Origin of the sequence: Clostridium sp. 1001275B_160808_H3, from assembly GCF_015550425.1 — a bacterium.
Classification (GTDB): Bacteria; Bacillota; Clostridia; order Clostridiales; family Clostridiaceae; genus Clostridium.
The window spans coordinates 52037-69213 of record NZ_JADNAT010000004.1; the positions used below are offsets into that span (position 1 = coordinate 52037).

A 17177-nucleotide genomic window follows, 5' to 3' on the forward strand; every position below is an offset into this window, starting at 1 on the left:
TTTTCTTTTTTTAGTTAAATTTAAAAAATGATACAATTAAAATAACTTTAAAAATAATAGTAATAAATGGCGAATTATTAGAGGTAGGAGGAGGAAAATGAAAAGTTATTATGGAAATAGCTGGACGAAGGTAGTAGATTCACTTGGAAGCAATGTCAATAAAGGGCTTTACGAGTATGATTGTAACTTAAGAAAAGAAGAGGATGGGGATAATAAAATTTCGCTTCCATATTCTAGAGGGGTATTTAAATTAATATTAGATATTTTAAAAGAAAAATACTTGTACTTATATTTATTACTTATAACTATTTTTTTATTAAATAAATTTTACATAGTTAGTTTACTAACAATATTTTTACTATTATTTAATTTAGGGTTTAAATTATATCATGAGATTTCTAAGGAAAAAGAAATAGAAATTTTACAAAATTTAAATACTTCCCAAGTACTAGTTTTACGAGAAGGAATAGAGAAATTAGTGGAAGCAGAAGATTTAGTAAAAGGAGATATAGTTTATTTTAGAAAAAATTCTATAATTGCAGCTGATATTCGAATTATAGAGAGTGAAAATCTTAAAGTAGATGAAAGTAGTGTAACTGGAGATCGATTTTTAAAAGATAAATTTTCAACAAAGCTTGATAATGAAATATCATCTATTGGCGAAATGAGTAACATTCTTTTTAGAGGTTCTTTAGTAAAAGAAGGTTCAGGAAAAGGGATAGTTATAGGAGTTGGAAATAATACACAACTAGGAAAGTTAATAAGAATAATAGATAATTCAAAGGGTAAAAAGGATATTGCTATAAATAAGATGGAGGAAATTTTATTTAAACTTGTATTATGCCTAATTATTGTACAAGCAATTTTTATAGTTGTATTTCCTGGGAAATTAATTGACAAAAAACAACTATTTATACAAGGGGTATTTGCAACAATTTGTATTTTTGTTCCGATTATAATAACGTATTATGGAAAATACATAAAAGAAAAGATTTTAAGGGAAGATGATATTGAACTAACAAATTTTTCAGCCTTAGATTTAGTAAATGACATAAAAATATTTTTCTTGGACAAGCTTGGGACAATAACTAAAAAAGAATTGTTTTTAGATAAATTATACACAAATGAACAAATTTATAAATCTAATACAATAGATATTAATGATATAAATATAAAAAGACTTTTAGATATATCAATACTATGTAATAATGCAAAATACAATAATGATAATAATTGGTCAAAAGGAAACATGCTTGAAGTAGCATATGTAAAATATGGAGTTGAGAATTCTATTTTTAAAGGCAATTTAGAAAGTAAAAATAAAAGGAAATTCCAAATTGATAGAGGCTCTAATGAAAATATGATAACTACAGTGAATAAAAATAGAAATGGATATAGAGCAAATTCTAGAGGAAGTTTAGAAGCAATATTAAATAGTTGTACTCATATACTTATTAATGGAATAGAAAGAGAAATGTCTTCAGAAGATATAATGAAGATTAAACTTGCAGATTTGAATTTTTCAAAAGAAGGATTAATAACAGAAGCATTTGCATATAGAAGCTTTAATTATGAGCCTTCAGAATTTGAAAATATAGAAAGCAATTTGGTGTTTGTTGGAATTATGGCTCTAGAAAATCCTTTGATTGATGATGTAGTTGATGATATTGGAAGTATTATGGATCAAGGTGTGTTACCAATTATATTTACTGAGGATAATAAAATAGCTTCTGAAGTTCTTGGCAAAAAAATAGGTCTTATATCATCACTAGAACAAATAACTACAGGTGTTGAATTAGAATCTTTAAGTGAAGAGGAAATGCTTAGAGTTGTTTCTAAAACAAGGATTTATTGTAAGCTAAACCCTGAGCAAAAGAATAAAATTATATCATTATATAATACCGATGGATATAAATTTTCTATTGAAGGCGAAACATTAGGTGATATTTCTCTTATAAGCTTAGCAAGAGTTGGAATAGTTAAAGGAAAGCTATCCATGTTACTCAAAAAAATAGGAGATATATATACTTATAAAAGTAGTATTAAGGCTTTCTTTAAATTAAAAGAAAAACATGCTGAAGTAGAAGAGGGGATAAAAAGAGGAATAAGCATATACACCATAGCTATGCTATGTGAAATTGTATTTTTAAATTTAAAATATTATATAACAAGTGGACTAGTAGTAGACGAGTATTTTATTATATTAATGAATTTTTTTATGCTTTCACCTATAATAATCATAAATATGATATATGGGAATGATGTTTATAAAGGTAAAAAAGTAGCTTTAAGATGTATATTATTTTGTATTATACCTGTAGTTGCACTTTATTTTATAAAAGATAATTATGACATAATAGGATTTTCTTTAATGGGATTAATGCTGATTATAGATACTCTAATTAATTGTCGAATATTTAAAAGAGGAAATTTAAAAGGATTAAAGTTATTAGTATTAACTATATTCATTTATATAATATCTTTATTTATATTAATTATGATAACTAAATTTACTTACTCTATGATATTTGTTATTGTGATATCTTGGTTAATATTTATTTTTTTATTAGGAGATTTAATTATAAAAAAATGGTAAAAATTATTAATGAGGTGTTGCCATTTGGACTATGAAGAAAAAATAAATATATTACCATATATATTTATTACTTTTATATTATCAAGTTATATATTCATAATTTCAAATAAAAATATTTGGCTAGCAATACTTATTGCTAGCTGTTTTTTTATAATGCTAATATTCAAAATGAATTTGAGGTTAACTATTATTCTTATAGCTTTCTTTTTTATACCTATAATTAATAATATTTATTATTATAATTTTGAGGTTCACGAAAAGGAAAATGTGCGAATAATATCGCTTAATTCTTATGGAGCAACTGCTGAGGTATCAAAAAGAAAGATATATTTAACTGGCAATTTAAAAAATGTTAAATTAGGAGAAAGGCTTATAATAACTGGAGAGTTTACTAAAGAAATAAATAAAGAAAAAGGGGTAATAGGAGAGTTTAAAGTAGATGAATTTAAGAAATTAAATGTTGATTTAAAAGGTAAAATATATAGGATCAGAGAGTATATATTTGATACCTTAAAGGAAAAGTTAGGATATAGAAGAGCGGCAATAGTTACATCTATATCATTTGGATATTCAGATTTTTTAGATAAAGATGATGAAGAAGATATGAAAAATCTGGGGGTACTTCATGCAATTTCTGTATCAGGCCTTCATATGGTTTTAGTTTACTCTATATTAAAAAAGATATTTGGAAGCAAACTTGCTCCTATAGTTTCTATAATCTATGTAATATTTACAGGTGCTGCTTTATCAACTGTAAGGTCCTATATAATGATGTTATTTATGGGATTAGCAACTCCTTTAAAAAGAAATTACAATCCACTTGCATCATTATCTATGGCTGGTATTGTATTGGTTTTATATAAGCCATATAGCATATTTGAAGTAGGCTTTCAATTAAGTTTTTTAGCTACTCTTGGAATAATAATATTTAATAAAACAATAAATAAAAAGTTATATAGATTTCCTAAGTTTTTAAGGGAAGGTGTATCTATTTGTTTATCATCACAAATTTTTACATTTCCAATTTTAATAATATATTTTAAAGAGTTCTCTTTGGGGTTTCTTATGGGAAATTTAATACTCTTACCTTTAATAAATATAGTAGTTGTGCTAGGAAATTTATTAGCTATTTTAGTTAAAGTTAACCTTCTGTTTAACTATATATCATTTATAACTTATTATGTAACTTTATTTATAGATATATCAACAGAGTGGCTACTAAATATAACACCAAATTCTTTATATTTAAATGAAATAGTAATTATATGCTATATTGTTATGTGGATTACATGTTACTTTTATTATAAAGGCTATGGAAGGGTTATTTATTTCCCTCTAATACTAGTTTTCTATTATTACATACTAGTATATAGCCCATTTCCTAAGATAGAATATTATAAAGATGGAATAATATCAATAAGTTTTAAAGGAGAGCGTAGTGTAGTTGCTTTGAAAAAAAGTGTGGATTTAGAAAAATATAAAATAGTAACTTTATCACAAAATTCATATAATAATTTTAATACTATAAGAATAAGTGATGGTTATCAAATGTTAAAAGATAATAAAGATATTATATTAAAAGGTAGAAATAAGAATTATGTACTTAAGATATCAAAAGGGAAAAATGATTTTAATTATGATATAATAGATTTTAAGTCAAGTAATTATGGTAAGATAATTTTGCTTGAAAATAATATTTTAGTATTTAATTAAAGAAAGGTAGATTAAGTTGATAGATTTTGATGCACTAGAAGGTGAAGTTAAAAAGAGTAAAATAGAAAATTCTTATATTTTTTGTGGTTTAGATGAGGAACTTATAAAAGAAGGAATAAACTTAATTGTAAATGATACTGTAGATAAATCTTTACTAGATTTAAATTATATAAGGTTAGATGGATTAACTACAAATCTTGATGAAATTATGAATGCTTGTGAAACAATGCCTTTTATGGGGGATAAAAAAGTTGTAGTTGTATATAGAGCAGCGTTTTTAAAAGATAAAACAGATAGTGCAAACACTAAAACTTATAATGAAGTATTAAAATATCTAAAGGATTTACCACCTTATACAGTACTAATAATGTATTATTTATTTAATGATAAAAGAGATACTCCTAAAAAGAATAATAAAATAAAATCCTTAGATAAAGTTTCTAAAGTAGTTTATTTTGATAGGCTTAAAAAAGATAGGTATTATAAAAAAGTAGAGGAAGTATTTAAAGCTAATGGAAAAGAAATAGGAAAGATAGAAGCACGATATTTTGCTGAAAAGGTCCAAAATAATTTTGATATAATTAAGAGGGAAGCAGATAAGATTATATCCTATACTAATGGAGCTCAAATAACTAAAAGAGACATAGATAAGCTTATAGCTAATTCTAGTGAAGATGATATATTCGATTTAATTGATTTAATATCTCAAAGAAAAGTAGAAAGAGCAATTGATTTATTAGATGAATTATTATTTAAAAGCGATCAACATATGCTGATAATAAGCAATATAGAAAATAATTTCAAAAGACTATATGAAATTAAAGTTCTTAGTCAAAATGGAGTTAATATAAATGATCTTGCAAGTAAGTATAGGCTACCAACTTTCATATGCGAAAAGCTTGTTAACCAATGTAATAAATTTACTATAAAGCAATTGCAAAAATTAATGGAAATTTGTTTAGAAACTGAAAAAAAGCTGAAAACATCTGGTGTAGATAAAACTATGGAGATGGAACTAATGCTTTTTAATATATTTATGGTAAAGTAATCATAAAAAATAATAGCCGGTCCAATGGACCGGCTTCTTATTTGATTACGCCATAGCGTTTAACTTTGCAGCTAATCTTGATTTCTTTCTAGCTACCATGTTCTTGTGACATACTCCTTTTTGAGCTGCCATGTCTAAAGCTTTAACAGCCTTAGGGAAAAGAACGTTAGCTTCTTCTGCATTATTTGCAGCAACAGCAGTTTCAAACTTCTTTATAGCAGTCTTTAAAGCTGATTTTATCATTCTGTTTTGAGCAGTTTTAGCTTCTGTAACTTTAATTCTCTTTTTTGCTGATTTAATATTTGCCATTCTAAATTCACCCCCTTAATAATTTTATAGGGTCTCTTTGCAGTTTTGGGGAAATCTGCGTTCGAGTTCGTTTTTAACATACTAGATTATATCATTGAAAGTTTATAAGTTCAAGTATTAAATTATAACATTAAGGAAAAATAAGAGGGATGGAAGATTTTTAGGAGGTATTTTTATGATAAATGTAAGAACAGATTTAGCTATAGAAGCACGAGATATGTATACAAAAGAAAATAAAAGAGATCTTGATGGAGTTATTGTAGAAGAAGAGAAGGAAGATGATATAAAAATAACTACAGTAACTATAGAAAGTGACGAAGCAGGAAAGGAGCTTGGAAAACCTAAAGGGAATTATATTACTATAGATTTCCCGGAATTCACACATTATGATGGAGAATCTATGGATAAAGTTTCTAAGGTTGTTGACAATGTATTAAAAAGATTGGTTGATATATCAGAAGATAAGACAGCTTTAGTAGTTGGACTTGGAAACTGGAATGTAACTCCTGATGCACTTGGTCCAAAGGTAACAGAAAAAATTATGGTAACTAGACATTTAAAACAAGTTATGCCAGATGCGATAGATGATTCAGTGAGACCAGTTTGTTGTATATCTCCAGGCGTTCTAGGTGTTACTGGAATAGAAACAGGAGAAATAGTGAAATCTTTAGTAGATAGAATAAAACCAGATTTAGTTATATGTATAGATGCATTAGGCTCTAGAAAGTTAGAAAGAGTTAATAGAACTATTCAAATAAGTGATACTGGAATTTCTCCAGGAGCAGGTGTTGGTAATCATAGGATGAAAATAAACGAAGAAGTATTAGGAGTAAAGGTTATTGCAATTGGAGTTCCAACTGTGGTTCATGCATCAACAATAGCAAATGATACTATTGATTTACTACTTGATGAACTTATAAGTAAGGCTGAAAGTGGAAAAGAATTTTATAATATGCTAAAATCAGTAGATAAAGTAGAAAAAAGCGCTTTAATAAAGGAAATACTAGATCCTTTTGTTGGAGATTTAATGGTAACACCTAAAGATGTGGATGCAGTTATAGAGTCTTTAGCTAAAATAATTGCTAATGGAATAAATATGGCAGTACAACCAAACTTAGATATGGAAGACATAAATAAATTTATGAATTAATCAAATAAATTTTGATAAAAGTATTAATAATTATGTAACTCCCTTAATATAAATAATAGAGAGAAGGGGGAGTTGCCGTTGTATTCATTAAGACAAACTATACCTAAACAAAAATCAAGAGGTGTTAGAGGAAAACCAGCTTCTGCTAAACCTAATTTTAATGTTGGATATGCAATAATTATACTTGCTGTTATTGTGTTTTTTATAAGAGCAATGGGAGTTATAAATAAGTACAATGAACGAGGTGGTTATGCATATGTTCAAATGTTAAACTTTACTATGCCAGTTGTGAAAACTCAAGTATATGATGAAGGCGAATATGTAGAAAATAACCTTTCAGTAAAAAATGTAGTTTTAGAAGCTTTAGGTCTTAGAGGGTTTAGTACTTATGGAATAGTTGGAAGAGAAATAAGTTTATTTAAAGATAGTACTTTAGGGGATTCTATTTTAGGATCAGCAATAAAAAAATTAACACCATTTTCATTAAAAAATGATAGTATAGCTAAAATGACTTCAGAGGATATTGCGGAATTAAATAAAGTAAGTGCAGCATATGATCCAAGTTTAAAGAAAGTATTAGATAACTCAAAGCCAGAAATTCTTATATTCCATACACATACAACGGAAAACTATGCTGAAGCGGGAAAAGATACTACAGATAGTAATTTTAACGTTGTAGGTGTTGGTGATGTTTTAGCAAAAGAGCTTGAAGAAGGATATGGAATATCAGTAATGCATGATAAAACAAATCATAGTGTTTCTTATAATGATAGTTATACAAGATCTAATGAAACTTTAAGAAAGTACTTGGATAAATATGGAGATTTTAAAATAATCATAGATTTGCATAGAGACAGTGTATCTAATAAAGATGCAGTTACAGTTAATTTAAATAACCAAAATTTAGCTAAGATGATGTTTGTTACAGGACAAAACAGTACAAGATATTCAGCTAATAAAGCTTTAGTTGATGAATTGTATAATACAGCTAATACCCTATTTCCAGGAATAATTAGAAATACTTATGAATATGAAATTGCAGCAACTTCTATTAATTATAGTTTAAGTGATAATTTTGTACTTATAGAAGTAGGAGCAAATGTAAATACTGCTCAAGAAGCAAAATTAACTGCAAAATATATAGCAAGAGTATTGGCAGAACATTTAAATAGGAATTAAATTGAATAAAAGTTGATATTTATGAGCATCCTTTTAGATAATAAAAAAACTAGGGGGTGCTTTTTTGTTTAATAAAAAAGTCTTAATAGGAACAATAATTTTTTCCTTGTTAGTTTTCATTGGCTTTGTCCAAATTAATATTGTAAATACTAGAGCATTATCACCAATTGGTAATGGTGAAGATAACTATCAATTAGTAAAAGAAGAATTTGGAGAAGATTTTGAGGAATTTATAAGAGATAATGCAGAAGTTAAAATTTATACTACTGATGAAAATAATGAAAATACAACTATAAAAGTATCAGATAAAGAGTTTATGATAAATGCTAATAATCCAATAACAGAAAAAATTTATATGTTAGGAAGTAATATATATAATGGGTTTAATAGTATAAAGAATAAAATTAATGAGAAAATAAAGAGTGATTATAAAGATGAAGAAATAAACTCTATAAATGAAAGCAATGAAGAAAATGGAGATAGTAAAGAAGGTTCAAATGATACAGAAGGTGTAAATGATAAAGAAAGTGAATCTAGTGATAAGGATAAAAATACAAACTCTAATACAACTAATGATAAATTAGACAAAATAGTTGATGACTTTTTAGAGAAATCTAATTAAATATAGTATTTTACAGGGTTTAACAACTTCATATTTATATTGACATGTATCCTAGGCATTGTGATATAATTTACTTTGATTTAATTATAATGGGGGTGAAGTGACTATTAACCAAAAATCCGGTTGTAGTTTTATATATGAGTAGTAATAGACAAAAACATATTAGAAATTTTTCAATAGTTGCCCATATAGATCATGGGAAGTCAACCCTAGCGGATAGATTATTAGAAGCCACAGGAACTCTAACACAAAGAGAAATGGAAGAGCAAATCCTTGACAATATGGAAATAGAAAGAGAAAGAGGAATAACTATTAAGTCTCAAGCAGCAAGACTTATATATAGAAGATCAGATGGAGAAGAGTATATATTAAACTTAATAGATACTCCTGGTCACGTAGATTTTACATATGAAGTTTCAAGAAGCTTAGCTGCATGTGAAGGTGCAATATTAGTTGTAGATGCTACACAAGGTGTTCAAGCACAAACTTTAGCTAATTGTTATTTAGCATTAAACAATGATTTGGAAATAGCTCCAGTAATAAATAAAGTTGACTTACAATCTGCAAGACCAGATGAAGTTAAACAAGAAATAGAAGATATAATAGGAATAGAGGCACAAGATGCTCCAATGATTTCTGCTAAAACAGGGTTAAATATAGGAGATGTTTTAGAAACAGTAGTAGAAAATATACCTGCGCCAGATGGAGATGAAGATGCACCTCTTAAAGCTTTAATATTTGATTCATATTATGATAGTTATAAGGGTGTTGTTTCATATGTAAGAATATTCGATGGTGTAGTTAAGCCAGGAACTAAAATTAAGTTAATGGCTACAAATAAGGTATGCGAAGTTACAGAAGTAGGTGTATTTACTCCTAAGACACTACCGATAGGTGAATTACGTGCAGGAGATGTAGGATATATCGCTGCATCTATTAAAAATGTAAGAGATGCAAGAGTTGGTGATACTATAACTGAAGCAGATAGACCAACAGCTGAAGCTATGCCAGGATATAAGCCAGCAGTACCAATGGTATATTCAGGAATTTATCCTGTAGATGGAGCAAAATACCAAGAGCTTAAAGATGCTTTAGAAAAGCTTCAAATAAACGATGCTGCTTTAAGTTTTGAGCCAGAAACATCTATAGCTTTAGGGTTTGGATTTAGATGTGGATTCTTAGGATTATTACATATGGAAATAATTCAAGAAAGAATTGAAAGAGAATTTAATTTAGATATAATTACAACTGCACCATCAGTTATATACAAGGTAATAAAAACTAATGGTGATATAATAGAACTTACAAATCCTACAAACCTTCCAGAAGCAACAGAGATAGAGTATATGGAGGAGCCAATAGTTAAGGCAAGTATAATAGCACCTTCTGACTATGTTGGAGCTGTAATGGAATTATGTCAAGAAAGAAGAGGAACCTTTATTGACATGCAATATTTAGAGGAAACAAGAGTTTCTATAAATTATGATATTCCATTAAATGAAATAGTATATGATTTCTTTGATACATTAAAATCTAGAACAAGAGGATATGCATCATTAGATTATGAATTTAAGGGATATACTCAAACTGAGCTAGTTAAGCTTGATATAATGTTAAATGGAGATGTTGTAGATGCTTTATCTATGATAGTACCAAGAGAAAAAGCTTACGAAAAAGGAAGAGGAATTGCTGAAAAGCTAAAAGAAATAATTCCTAGACAAATGTTTGAAGTTCCAATTCAAGCAGCAGTTGGTTCAAAGATAATAGCAAGAGAAACAGTTAAGGCTATGAGAAAAGACGTTCTTGCTAAATGTTATGGTGGAGATATATCAAGAAAGAAGAAGCTGTTAGAAAAGCAAAAAGAAGGAAAGAAGAGAATGAGACAAGTGGGATCAGTTGAAATACCACAAGAAGCATTCATGGCAGTTCTTAAAGTAGATAAATAAATTTAAATATCAAAAAGGCTAAGTTTCATAAGGAGACTTAGCCTTTTTGATAGATAACTGTAAGAGTAAGGTGGTAATATTATAGTTTATTATATTCAAGTTTATCTAAAATTGTGAATGCGAATTATTTTAAATAAATGTTTTCGATGTAATTGTATAAAGATGATAAGTCATAGGTATCAGCTACTAACTTTAAATAAGGAATAAATTTATAATCATCCATTTCAATAAACTTAGATATTTTTGGATTTATTCTAAAATATTTAGATTTTAGAATTTCTTTGCAGTACATGTCTTCTAAATCTGACATCCCATCCATTAAAAGAGCTAATAATGGGGATTTCATTTTAGCTAATGGGTGGAATGACCATTGAAATATTCCCCATTTTTCCGTTTTGCCATTGATTTTTTCAGGACTATCACCAGTACCTATTGAAAGTAGTCTTATTTGGTCTAGGCTATAAGAGGGGCCAAGAGAGGCCAAAGCAGTTAATAATGAAATAGCAGTAGGAGAATTAGCAATAACGCCACCATCTATAAAACCCTTATATGATGGAAAGTATGTAGGAGCAGCTGAACTTGATAAAATAGTATCTTTTACACTAAAATCACATGTTGAATTTTTAGATAAATTATTAAAAAATACTGGTTCCCAAGAATTTCCGGTTAATCCCTTTACATGAAATGCAGGAATAAAAATAAATTTTTTTAAGTCTCCAATTTTTAGATTATCATCGAAATAATTCGAGATAATATTCTTTAAATTAATATTATTAAACTTCGGACGAAATAGATTAAAATGAGAGGGAGAAAAAATTTTTTTTGCAGTAGGATTACTATATAAATTATTTATTTCATTAATAGAAACCTCTGTTGCTAATAAGGAAGCAATTATTGAACCAGTTGAAGTACCAGTAAATAAGTCAACTTTATCTAAAAAGTTTGGATATTTACAACAAATTCTACTTAAAATTTCTACACTTAAGGCACCCTTAATTCCACCACCATCAAAGGCGAGTATTTTAAATGTTTTCAAAATAAACATCTCCTTATATAAACTATTTTTAGTGGTAATCTATAAATAATATATTCAACAAAAGAGTTATTGATATATAAAGTAAAATAAAAATTTAATATTTAACTAAAGTATAAGTAGTCATTAAAATTTAGCTGTTTAACAAATATATTAGTAATTAAAGTTAATAAAGGAAAATATACTTAAATTGTATAAAATATTTAAGTGGGGTGTATATTATGTTAGAGGCAAAATTGAGAGACGTGAATAAGAAGGGAAAGGTATTAAGAAATTTAGGTTTAGTAACTGGAACTATTAAAAGAAAAAATGGAGAAATATCATTAATATCAATGGTTGGTTATAAATTAGAAACATATATTTCAAGAAATGGATTAAAAACAAGAATGAAAATAAATTTTGAAGGTGATATAATTGACACAATTATTGAAAGAGCTCAGAAGGATGTAGTGTTACACAATATTATTAATATAGATCTTATAGAAGTATAAAAATAGGAGAATAAATTATATTATATAATTTATTCTCCTATTTTTATCTTTTCATTTTAATGCATTTCTGTATAATAGCAATAAAGAGAAATTTAAATGATAGAAAGAGTGATTATAGAAATGAAAAATTTAAAAGAAGTAGCACTTTATATACATATACCATTTTGCAAGCAAAAATGTTTTTATTGTGATTTCCCATCTTATGCCTCATTAGATCATCTTAAAGATGATTATGTGGATGCGTTATGTAAGGAGATAGAAGAAAAAGTAATAGATTATAAAATTAAAAGCATATTTATAGGTGGAGGAACTCCATCATATTTAGAGACTAATCAAATATATAAATTATTGAAAACTATAAGTAAACTTAATTTAACAGAAAATATGGAATTTACAATGGAATGTAATCCTGGAGCCTTGGAAAAAGAGAAATTAGAAACTATGCTAAGAGGTGGAGTAAATAGAATAAGCATGGGACTTCAAGCAGTACAAAATTCACTTTTAAAAGATATAGGAAGAATACATAGTTTTAAGCAATTTGAAGAAAATTTCAATTTAGCTAGGGAGGTTGGATTTAAAAATATAAATGTTGATTTGATGTTTGGATTACCAAATCAAAAAGTAGATGAATGGAAAGAATCTTTAGAAGTAATTGCAAAGTTAAATCCAGAGCATATTTCTGCTTATAGCCTAATAATAGAGGAAGGAACGGCATTTTATAAATTATGGGAAAGAAATAAACTAATATTACCGTCAGAAGATGAAGAAAGAGAGATGTATTCAATTACTAAGGAAATACTTAAGGAGCATGGATACGAGCAGTATGAAATATCTAATTATGCGAAATCAGGATATGAATGCTATCATAATAAGGTTTATTGGCAATGTGATGATTATTTAGGAGTTGGATCTGCTTCAAGTTCGTTTATTGATGGTAAAAGAATAAAAAATATAGAAAATGTGAAACTCTATATAGAAAAAATTAATAATAATGAAAGTATTATAGAAGAAATAATTAAAAACTCTAAAGAAGATAATATAGAAGAGTTTATATTTATGGGACTTAGAATGAATAAGGGGATAAGCCTTAATGAATTCAAAAAAAGATTTGGAATAGATATAAATAGTATATATAAAGATATTATAGAGAAAAATATAAATAAAAAATTACTCGTATTAGAAAAAGATAATTTAAGGTTAACTGACAAGGGAATTGAGTTATCTAATTTAGTTATGAGTGACTTCATACTGTAAAATGTGGTACGTAGAAAACGAGAGCGTGTTTTAGAAAACAAAAGAAAAATAAAAATAAATTAATAAAATTAAATGAGATTATTTAATTTATCAGTTATTCCAATTGACAAAAAAGGTAATAAGGAATATATTGATATTGTAGTCATTAGCACTCGACGATAATGAGTGCTAACAGATAGAGGTGATGTAATGGCTATTGATGAAAGAAAAATAAAAATACTTCAGGCTATCATTAATGACTATATCATGACAGGGGAACCAGTAGGTTCAAGAACAATAGCTAAGAAATATGATTTAGGAGTTGGATCAGCAACAATAAGAAATGAAATGGCTGATCTAGAGGAAATGGGTTATCTAGAACAACCACATACATCCGCAGGTAGAATACCTTCTAATAAAGGATATAGGCTATATGTAGATAAGTTAATGGAAACTGGAAGATTAACTCGAGAAGAGGAACTCAAAATAAGGGAGTACATTATAAATTCAGCAATGTATGAGGTTGATAAGATAGTAAAGCAAGCTTGTTCATTGTTATCAGAGCTTACTAATTTAACGACTGTAGTACAGACTCCATCTGTGAGAAGTAGCTATATAAGATCTATTCAATTGCTCGCTATTGATAGTCATAATTTGGTTTCAGTAATAGTAGCAGATAGTGGAATTATTAAGAATCATAGAATAAGAGTAAACAATATGCCAAAGCCTGAAACTATTCAAATGATAAATGAAGTCTTAAATATGAGGCTAAGAAATTTAACGATTGAAGAAATTAACTTGGAAGTAATTAATAAGCTCAAAGTAGAATTAAATGGCTATGATGAACTATTTAATGGAATATTACCAGCTCTATATGAAACATTAAAAGAAGCTAACAATACAGAAGTGTTTGTTGAAGGTGCTACAAATATTTTTAATTATCCTGAGTATAATAATATCGAAAAGGCTAAGGAAATTCTTTCTTTAATTAATGATAAGGACAATTTGATAGATTTGATAGAACCTAGTAGTGATATAACCATAAAAATAGGCGATGAAAATTATTTTCCAGAGGCTAAGGAGTGCTCAATTATATCGGCGGAATATTCATTAGATGGAAGACCGATTGGTAAGATTGGATTAATTGGACCAAAGAGGATAAATTACTCTAAGGTTATAGCTATTATGGGGCAAGTTATGAAGGAGTTAAATAAGAGCTTAAGAAATCAAATTATAGAATAAAAGAGATGAGGTGTTGTTGTGGAAGATAACAAAGAAGTAATAGAAGACTTAGAAGAAACAATTGAAGCAGAAAATGTTGAAGATATAAATTCTACTACAGAAGAAGTAGAACAAGAAACAGATCAATCTTCAGATGATATAGTTGAAGAAAATAATGATAAGGAAAATGATCTAGATATTATGAGAAAATTAAAAGATGAAAATAAGAAGCTAAATAATGAAGTTGAAGCTTTGAAAGAAAGATTACTTAGAATATCAGCAGAATATGACAATTACAGAAAAAGAACAACTAAAGAAAAAGAAGGCATTTATACAGATGCATGTACAGATGTATTAAAAGAAATGATACCAGTACTAGATACATTAGAAAGAGCAATAGCTGTTGAAGGAAGTGTGGAAGACTTTAAAAAAGGAATAGACATGACTATAAAAGGATTTAAAGGCTCTTTTGAAAAATTAGGAGTTGAAGAAATAGATGCAACTGGTGAATTTGATCCAAATCTTCATCAAGCAGTCATGCACGTTCAAGATGAATCACTTGGTACTAACTCAGTAGTTGAAGTATTCCAAAAGGGATATAAAAGAGGCGAAAAGATAATTAGACATACAATGGTAAAAGTAGCTAATTAATTATTGATATTAACTAAACTTATATTAAAAAGATAGTTTTTAGGAGGAAATATATTATGGGAAAAATAATAGGAATTGATTTAGGAACAACTAACTCATGTGTAGCTGTTATGGAAGGTGGAGAACCAGTAGTAATCAGCAATTCAGAAGGGGCAAGAACTACTCCTTCAGTAGTTTCATTCCAAGCAAATGGAGAAAGATTAGTAGGGCAAGTAGCTAAAAGACAAGCGATTACAAACCCAGATAAAACAATAATATCAATAAAGAGACATATGGGTACAAATTATAAAGTTAATATAGATGGTAAAGATCATTCACCACAAGAAATATCAGCAATGGTACTTCAAAAAATAAAGGCTGATGCAGAAGCTTATTTAGGTGAATCAGTAACTCAAGCAGTTATAACAGTTCCTGCATATTTTAATGATTCAGAAAGACAAGCGACTAAAGATGCTGGTAAAATAGCTGGATTAGAAGTATTAAGAATAATAAATGAACCTACAGCTGCAGCTTTAGCTTATGGTTTAGATAAAATGGATACAAACCAAAAAATCTTTGTTTATGACTTAGGTGGTGGTACATTCGACGTATCTATCCTAGAACTTGGTGATGGAGTATTCGAAGTTTTATCAACAAATGGAGATACTAAATTAGGTGGAGATGACTTTGACCAAAGAATAATGGATCATATAGCTGAAACATTTAAAGCTGAAAATGGAATAGATTTAAGAAATGATAAAATGGCACTTCAAAGATTAAAAGAAGCTGCTGAAAAAGCTAAGATTGAATTATCATCATCAATGCAAACAAACATTAACTTACCATTTATAACAGCTGATGCAACAGGTCCAAAGCATATTGATATGAACTTAACTAGAGCTAAATTCAATGAAATTACACATGATTTAGTTCAAAGATCAATTGAGCCAATGAAGAAAGCTTTATCAGATGCTAACCTTTCATTAAGCGACATCAATAAAGTAATATTAGTTGGTGGATCAACAAGAATTCCAGCTGTTGTAGAAGCAGTTAAAAACTTTACAGGAAAAGAACCTTCAAAGGGAGTAAACCCAGATGAATGTGTTGCAGTTGGAGCAGCTATTCAAGCAGGTGTATTAACTGGAGAAGTTAAAGATGTATTATTACTAGATGTTACTCCATTAACATTAGGAATTGAAACATTAGGCGGAGTTGCTACACCACTTATTGAAAGAAATACTACAATTCCAGCTAAGAAGAGTCAAACATTCTCAACTGCAGCAGATGGTCAAACATCAGTTGAAATTCACGTGGTTCAAGGTGAAAGACAAATGGCAGCTGACAATAAGACTTTAGGTAGATTTACATTATCAGGTATTGCACCAGCTCCAAGAGGAATTCCTCAAATTGAAGTTACATTTGATATAGATGCAAATGGATTAGTTAAAGTGTCAGCAGTTGATAAGGCAACTAATAAAGAAGCTAATATAACTATTACAGCTTCAACTAACTTAAGCGAATCTGAAGTAGAAGCAGCAGTAAAAGAAGCAGAAAGATTTGCTGAAGAAGATAAGAAGAGAAAAGAAAAAATAGAAGTTAAGAATAATGCAGATCAAGTTGCATATCAAACAACTAAAACTTTAGAAGAACTTGGTGATAAGGTAACAGCTGACGATAAAGCTAAGATCGAAGCTAAACTTGATGAATTAAATAAAGTTAAAGATGGCGAAGATTTAGAAGCTATCAAGAAAGCAATGGATGAATTAAATCAAGAATTCTATGCAATATCATCTAAGATATATGCTGATGCTAATGCAAATGGTGCAGCAGGAGCAGGATTTGATCCAAACAACATGGGAGGAGCAGGTGCAAGCCAAACTCCACACGATGATAATGTTGTAGATGCAGATTTTGAAGTTAAAGAAGATAAATAATACTTTGAGACAATAAATAGTTGTAACCTATTAGTCTAATAGATATAATATATGAGGGAAGGCAAGAGTCGT

At 28.1% G+C, this 17177-nt stretch carries 14 protein-coding genes; 12 read left to right on the top strand and 2 right to left on the bottom strand.

The window, feature by feature from the left end; all coding sequences use genetic code 11:
- Window positions 1-97: 97 nt before the first annotated feature.
- From I2A75_RS04325 to holA, 3 genes are all read left to right on the top strand, one after another.
- Window positions 98-2596: a cation-transporting P-type ATPase gene (locus I2A75_RS04325; protein WP_195263250.1), complete on the top strand. Its 2499-nt coding sequence runs from the start codon at window positions 98-100 to the stop codon at window positions 2594-2596.
- Window positions 2597-2749: 153 nt separating this feature from the next.
- Window positions 2750-4309, top strand: a complete 1560-nt coding sequence (locus I2A75_RS04330) for a ComEC/Rec2 family competence protein (RefSeq protein ID WP_243242007.1) — start codon at window positions 2750-2752, stop codon at window positions 4307-4309.
- A 16-nt stretch (window positions 4310-4325) separates the two neighbouring features.
- Complete coding sequence (gene holA / locus I2A75_RS04335; RefSeq protein ID WP_195263252.1) at window positions 4326-5357, top strand: DNA polymerase III subunit delta; 1032 nt, start codon at window positions 4326-4328, stop codon at window positions 5355-5357.
- 45 nt (window positions 5358-5402) lie between these two features.
- Here holA and rpsT read toward each other — a convergent pair whose 3' ends face one another.
- Window positions 5403-5666, bottom strand: coding sequence for a 30S ribosomal protein S20 (gene rpsT, locus I2A75_RS04340; protein ID WP_008677290.1), 264 nt, complete (start codon window positions 5664-5666; stop codon window positions 5403-5405).
- 175 nt (window positions 5667-5841) lie between these two features.
- On the opposite strand from rpsT, the gene gpr reads away from it, so the two are divergent.
- The 4 genes from gpr to lepA all read left to right on the top strand — a co-directional run bounded on the left by gpr (window position 5842) and on the right by lepA (window position 10563).
- Window positions 5842-6816: a GPR endopeptidase gene (gpr, locus tag I2A75_RS04345; protein ID WP_195263253.1), complete on the top strand. Its 975-nt coding sequence runs from the start codon at window positions 5842-5844 to the stop codon at window positions 6814-6816.
- 78 nt (window positions 6817-6894) lie between these two features.
- On the top strand, window positions 6895-7995 hold the full coding sequence (locus tag I2A75_RS04350; RefSeq protein ID WP_195263254.1) for a stage II sporulation protein P: 1101 nt from the start codon (window positions 6895-6897) through the stop codon (window positions 7993-7995).
- Between the two features lie 64 nt (window positions 7996-8059).
- A complete protein-coding gene (locus I2A75_RS04355; protein ID WP_195263255.1) occupies window positions 8060-8617 on the top strand; it encodes a hypothetical protein in 558 nt (185 codons plus the stop codon).
- A 137-nt stretch (window positions 8618-8754) separates the two neighbouring features.
- A complete protein-coding gene (gene lepA, locus I2A75_RS04360) occupies window positions 8755-10563 on the top strand; it encodes a translation elongation factor 4 (protein WP_195263256.1) in 1809 nt (602 codons plus the stop codon).
- Window positions 10564-10687: 124 nt separating this feature from the next.
- Here lepA and I2A75_RS04365 read toward each other — a convergent pair whose 3' ends face one another.
- The gene (locus I2A75_RS04365; protein WP_195263257.1) at window positions 10688-11599 is read right to left on the bottom strand and encodes a patatin-like phospholipase family protein; all 912 of its coding nucleotides are present in this window, start codon (window positions 11597-11599) and stop codon (window positions 10688-10690) included.
- Between the two features lie 218 nt (window positions 11600-11817).
- On the opposite strand from I2A75_RS04365, the gene I2A75_RS04370 reads away from it, so the two are divergent.
- The 5 genes from I2A75_RS04370 to dnaK all read left to right on the top strand — a co-directional run bounded on the left by I2A75_RS04370 (window position 11818) and on the right by dnaK (window position 17105).
- Entirely contained in the window at window positions 11818-12087 is a 270-nt protein-coding gene (locus I2A75_RS04370; RefSeq protein WP_195263258.1) for a hypothetical protein, read from the top strand.
- A gap of 120 nt (window positions 12088-12207) precedes the next feature.
- Window positions 12208-13341 carry a radical SAM family heme chaperone HemW gene (gene hemW, locus I2A75_RS04375; protein WP_195263381.1) on the top strand — a complete coding sequence of 378 codons (1134 nt, stop codon included), beginning with the start codon at window positions 12208-12210 and terminating at the stop codon, window positions 13339-13341.
- 189 nt (window positions 13342-13530) lie between these two features.
- Window positions 13531-14562 carry a heat-inducible transcriptional repressor HrcA gene (gene hrcA, locus I2A75_RS04380; RefSeq protein WP_195263382.1) on the top strand — a complete coding sequence of 344 codons (1032 nt, stop codon included), beginning with the start codon at window positions 13531-13533 and terminating at the stop codon, window positions 14560-14562.
- 18 nt (window positions 14563-14580) lie between these two features.
- Window positions 14581-15192, top strand: coding sequence for a nucleotide exchange factor GrpE (grpE, locus tag I2A75_RS04385; protein WP_195263259.1), 612 nt, complete (start codon window positions 14581-14583; stop codon window positions 15190-15192).
- 56 nt (window positions 15193-15248) lie between these two features.
- Complete coding sequence (gene dnaK, locus I2A75_RS04390) at window positions 15249-17105, top strand: molecular chaperone DnaK (RefSeq protein WP_195263260.1); 1857 nt, start codon at window positions 15249-15251, stop codon at window positions 17103-17105.
- The last annotated feature ends 72 nt before the right edge of the window (window positions 17106-17177 follow it).

Coding starts and splice junctions, on each gene's coding strand:
- I2A75_RS04325 (WP_195263250.1), top strand. CDS start 98: ATGAAAAGTTATTATGGAAATAGCTGGACGAAGGTAGTAGATTCACTT.
- I2A75_RS04330 (WP_243242007.1), top strand. CDS start 2,750: ATGCTAATATTCAAAATGAATTTGAGGTTAACTATTATTCTTATAGCT.
- rpsT (WP_008677290.1), bottom strand. CDS start 5,666: ATGGCAAATATTAAATCAGCAAAAAAGAGAATTAAAGTTACAGAAGCT.
- gpr (WP_195263253.1), top strand. CDS start 5,842: ATGATAAATGTAAGAACAGATTTAGCTATAGAAGCACGAGATATGTAT.
- lepA (WP_195263256.1), top strand. CDS start 8,755: ATGAGTAGTAATAGACAAAAACATATTAGAAATTTTTCAATAGTTGCC.
- I2A75_RS04370 (WP_195263258.1), top strand. CDS start 11,818: ATGTTAGAGGCAAAATTGAGAGACGTGAATAAGAAGGGAAAGGTATTA.
- hemW (WP_195263381.1), top strand. CDS start 12,208: ATGAAAAATTTAAAAGAAGTAGCACTTTATATACATATACCATTTTGC.
- hrcA (WP_195263382.1), top strand. CDS start 13,531: ATGGCTATTGATGAAAGAAAAATAAAAATACTTCAGGCTATCATTAAT.
- dnaK (WP_195263260.1), top strand. CDS start 15,249: ATGGGAAAAATAATAGGAATTGATTTAGGAACAACTAACTCATGTGTA.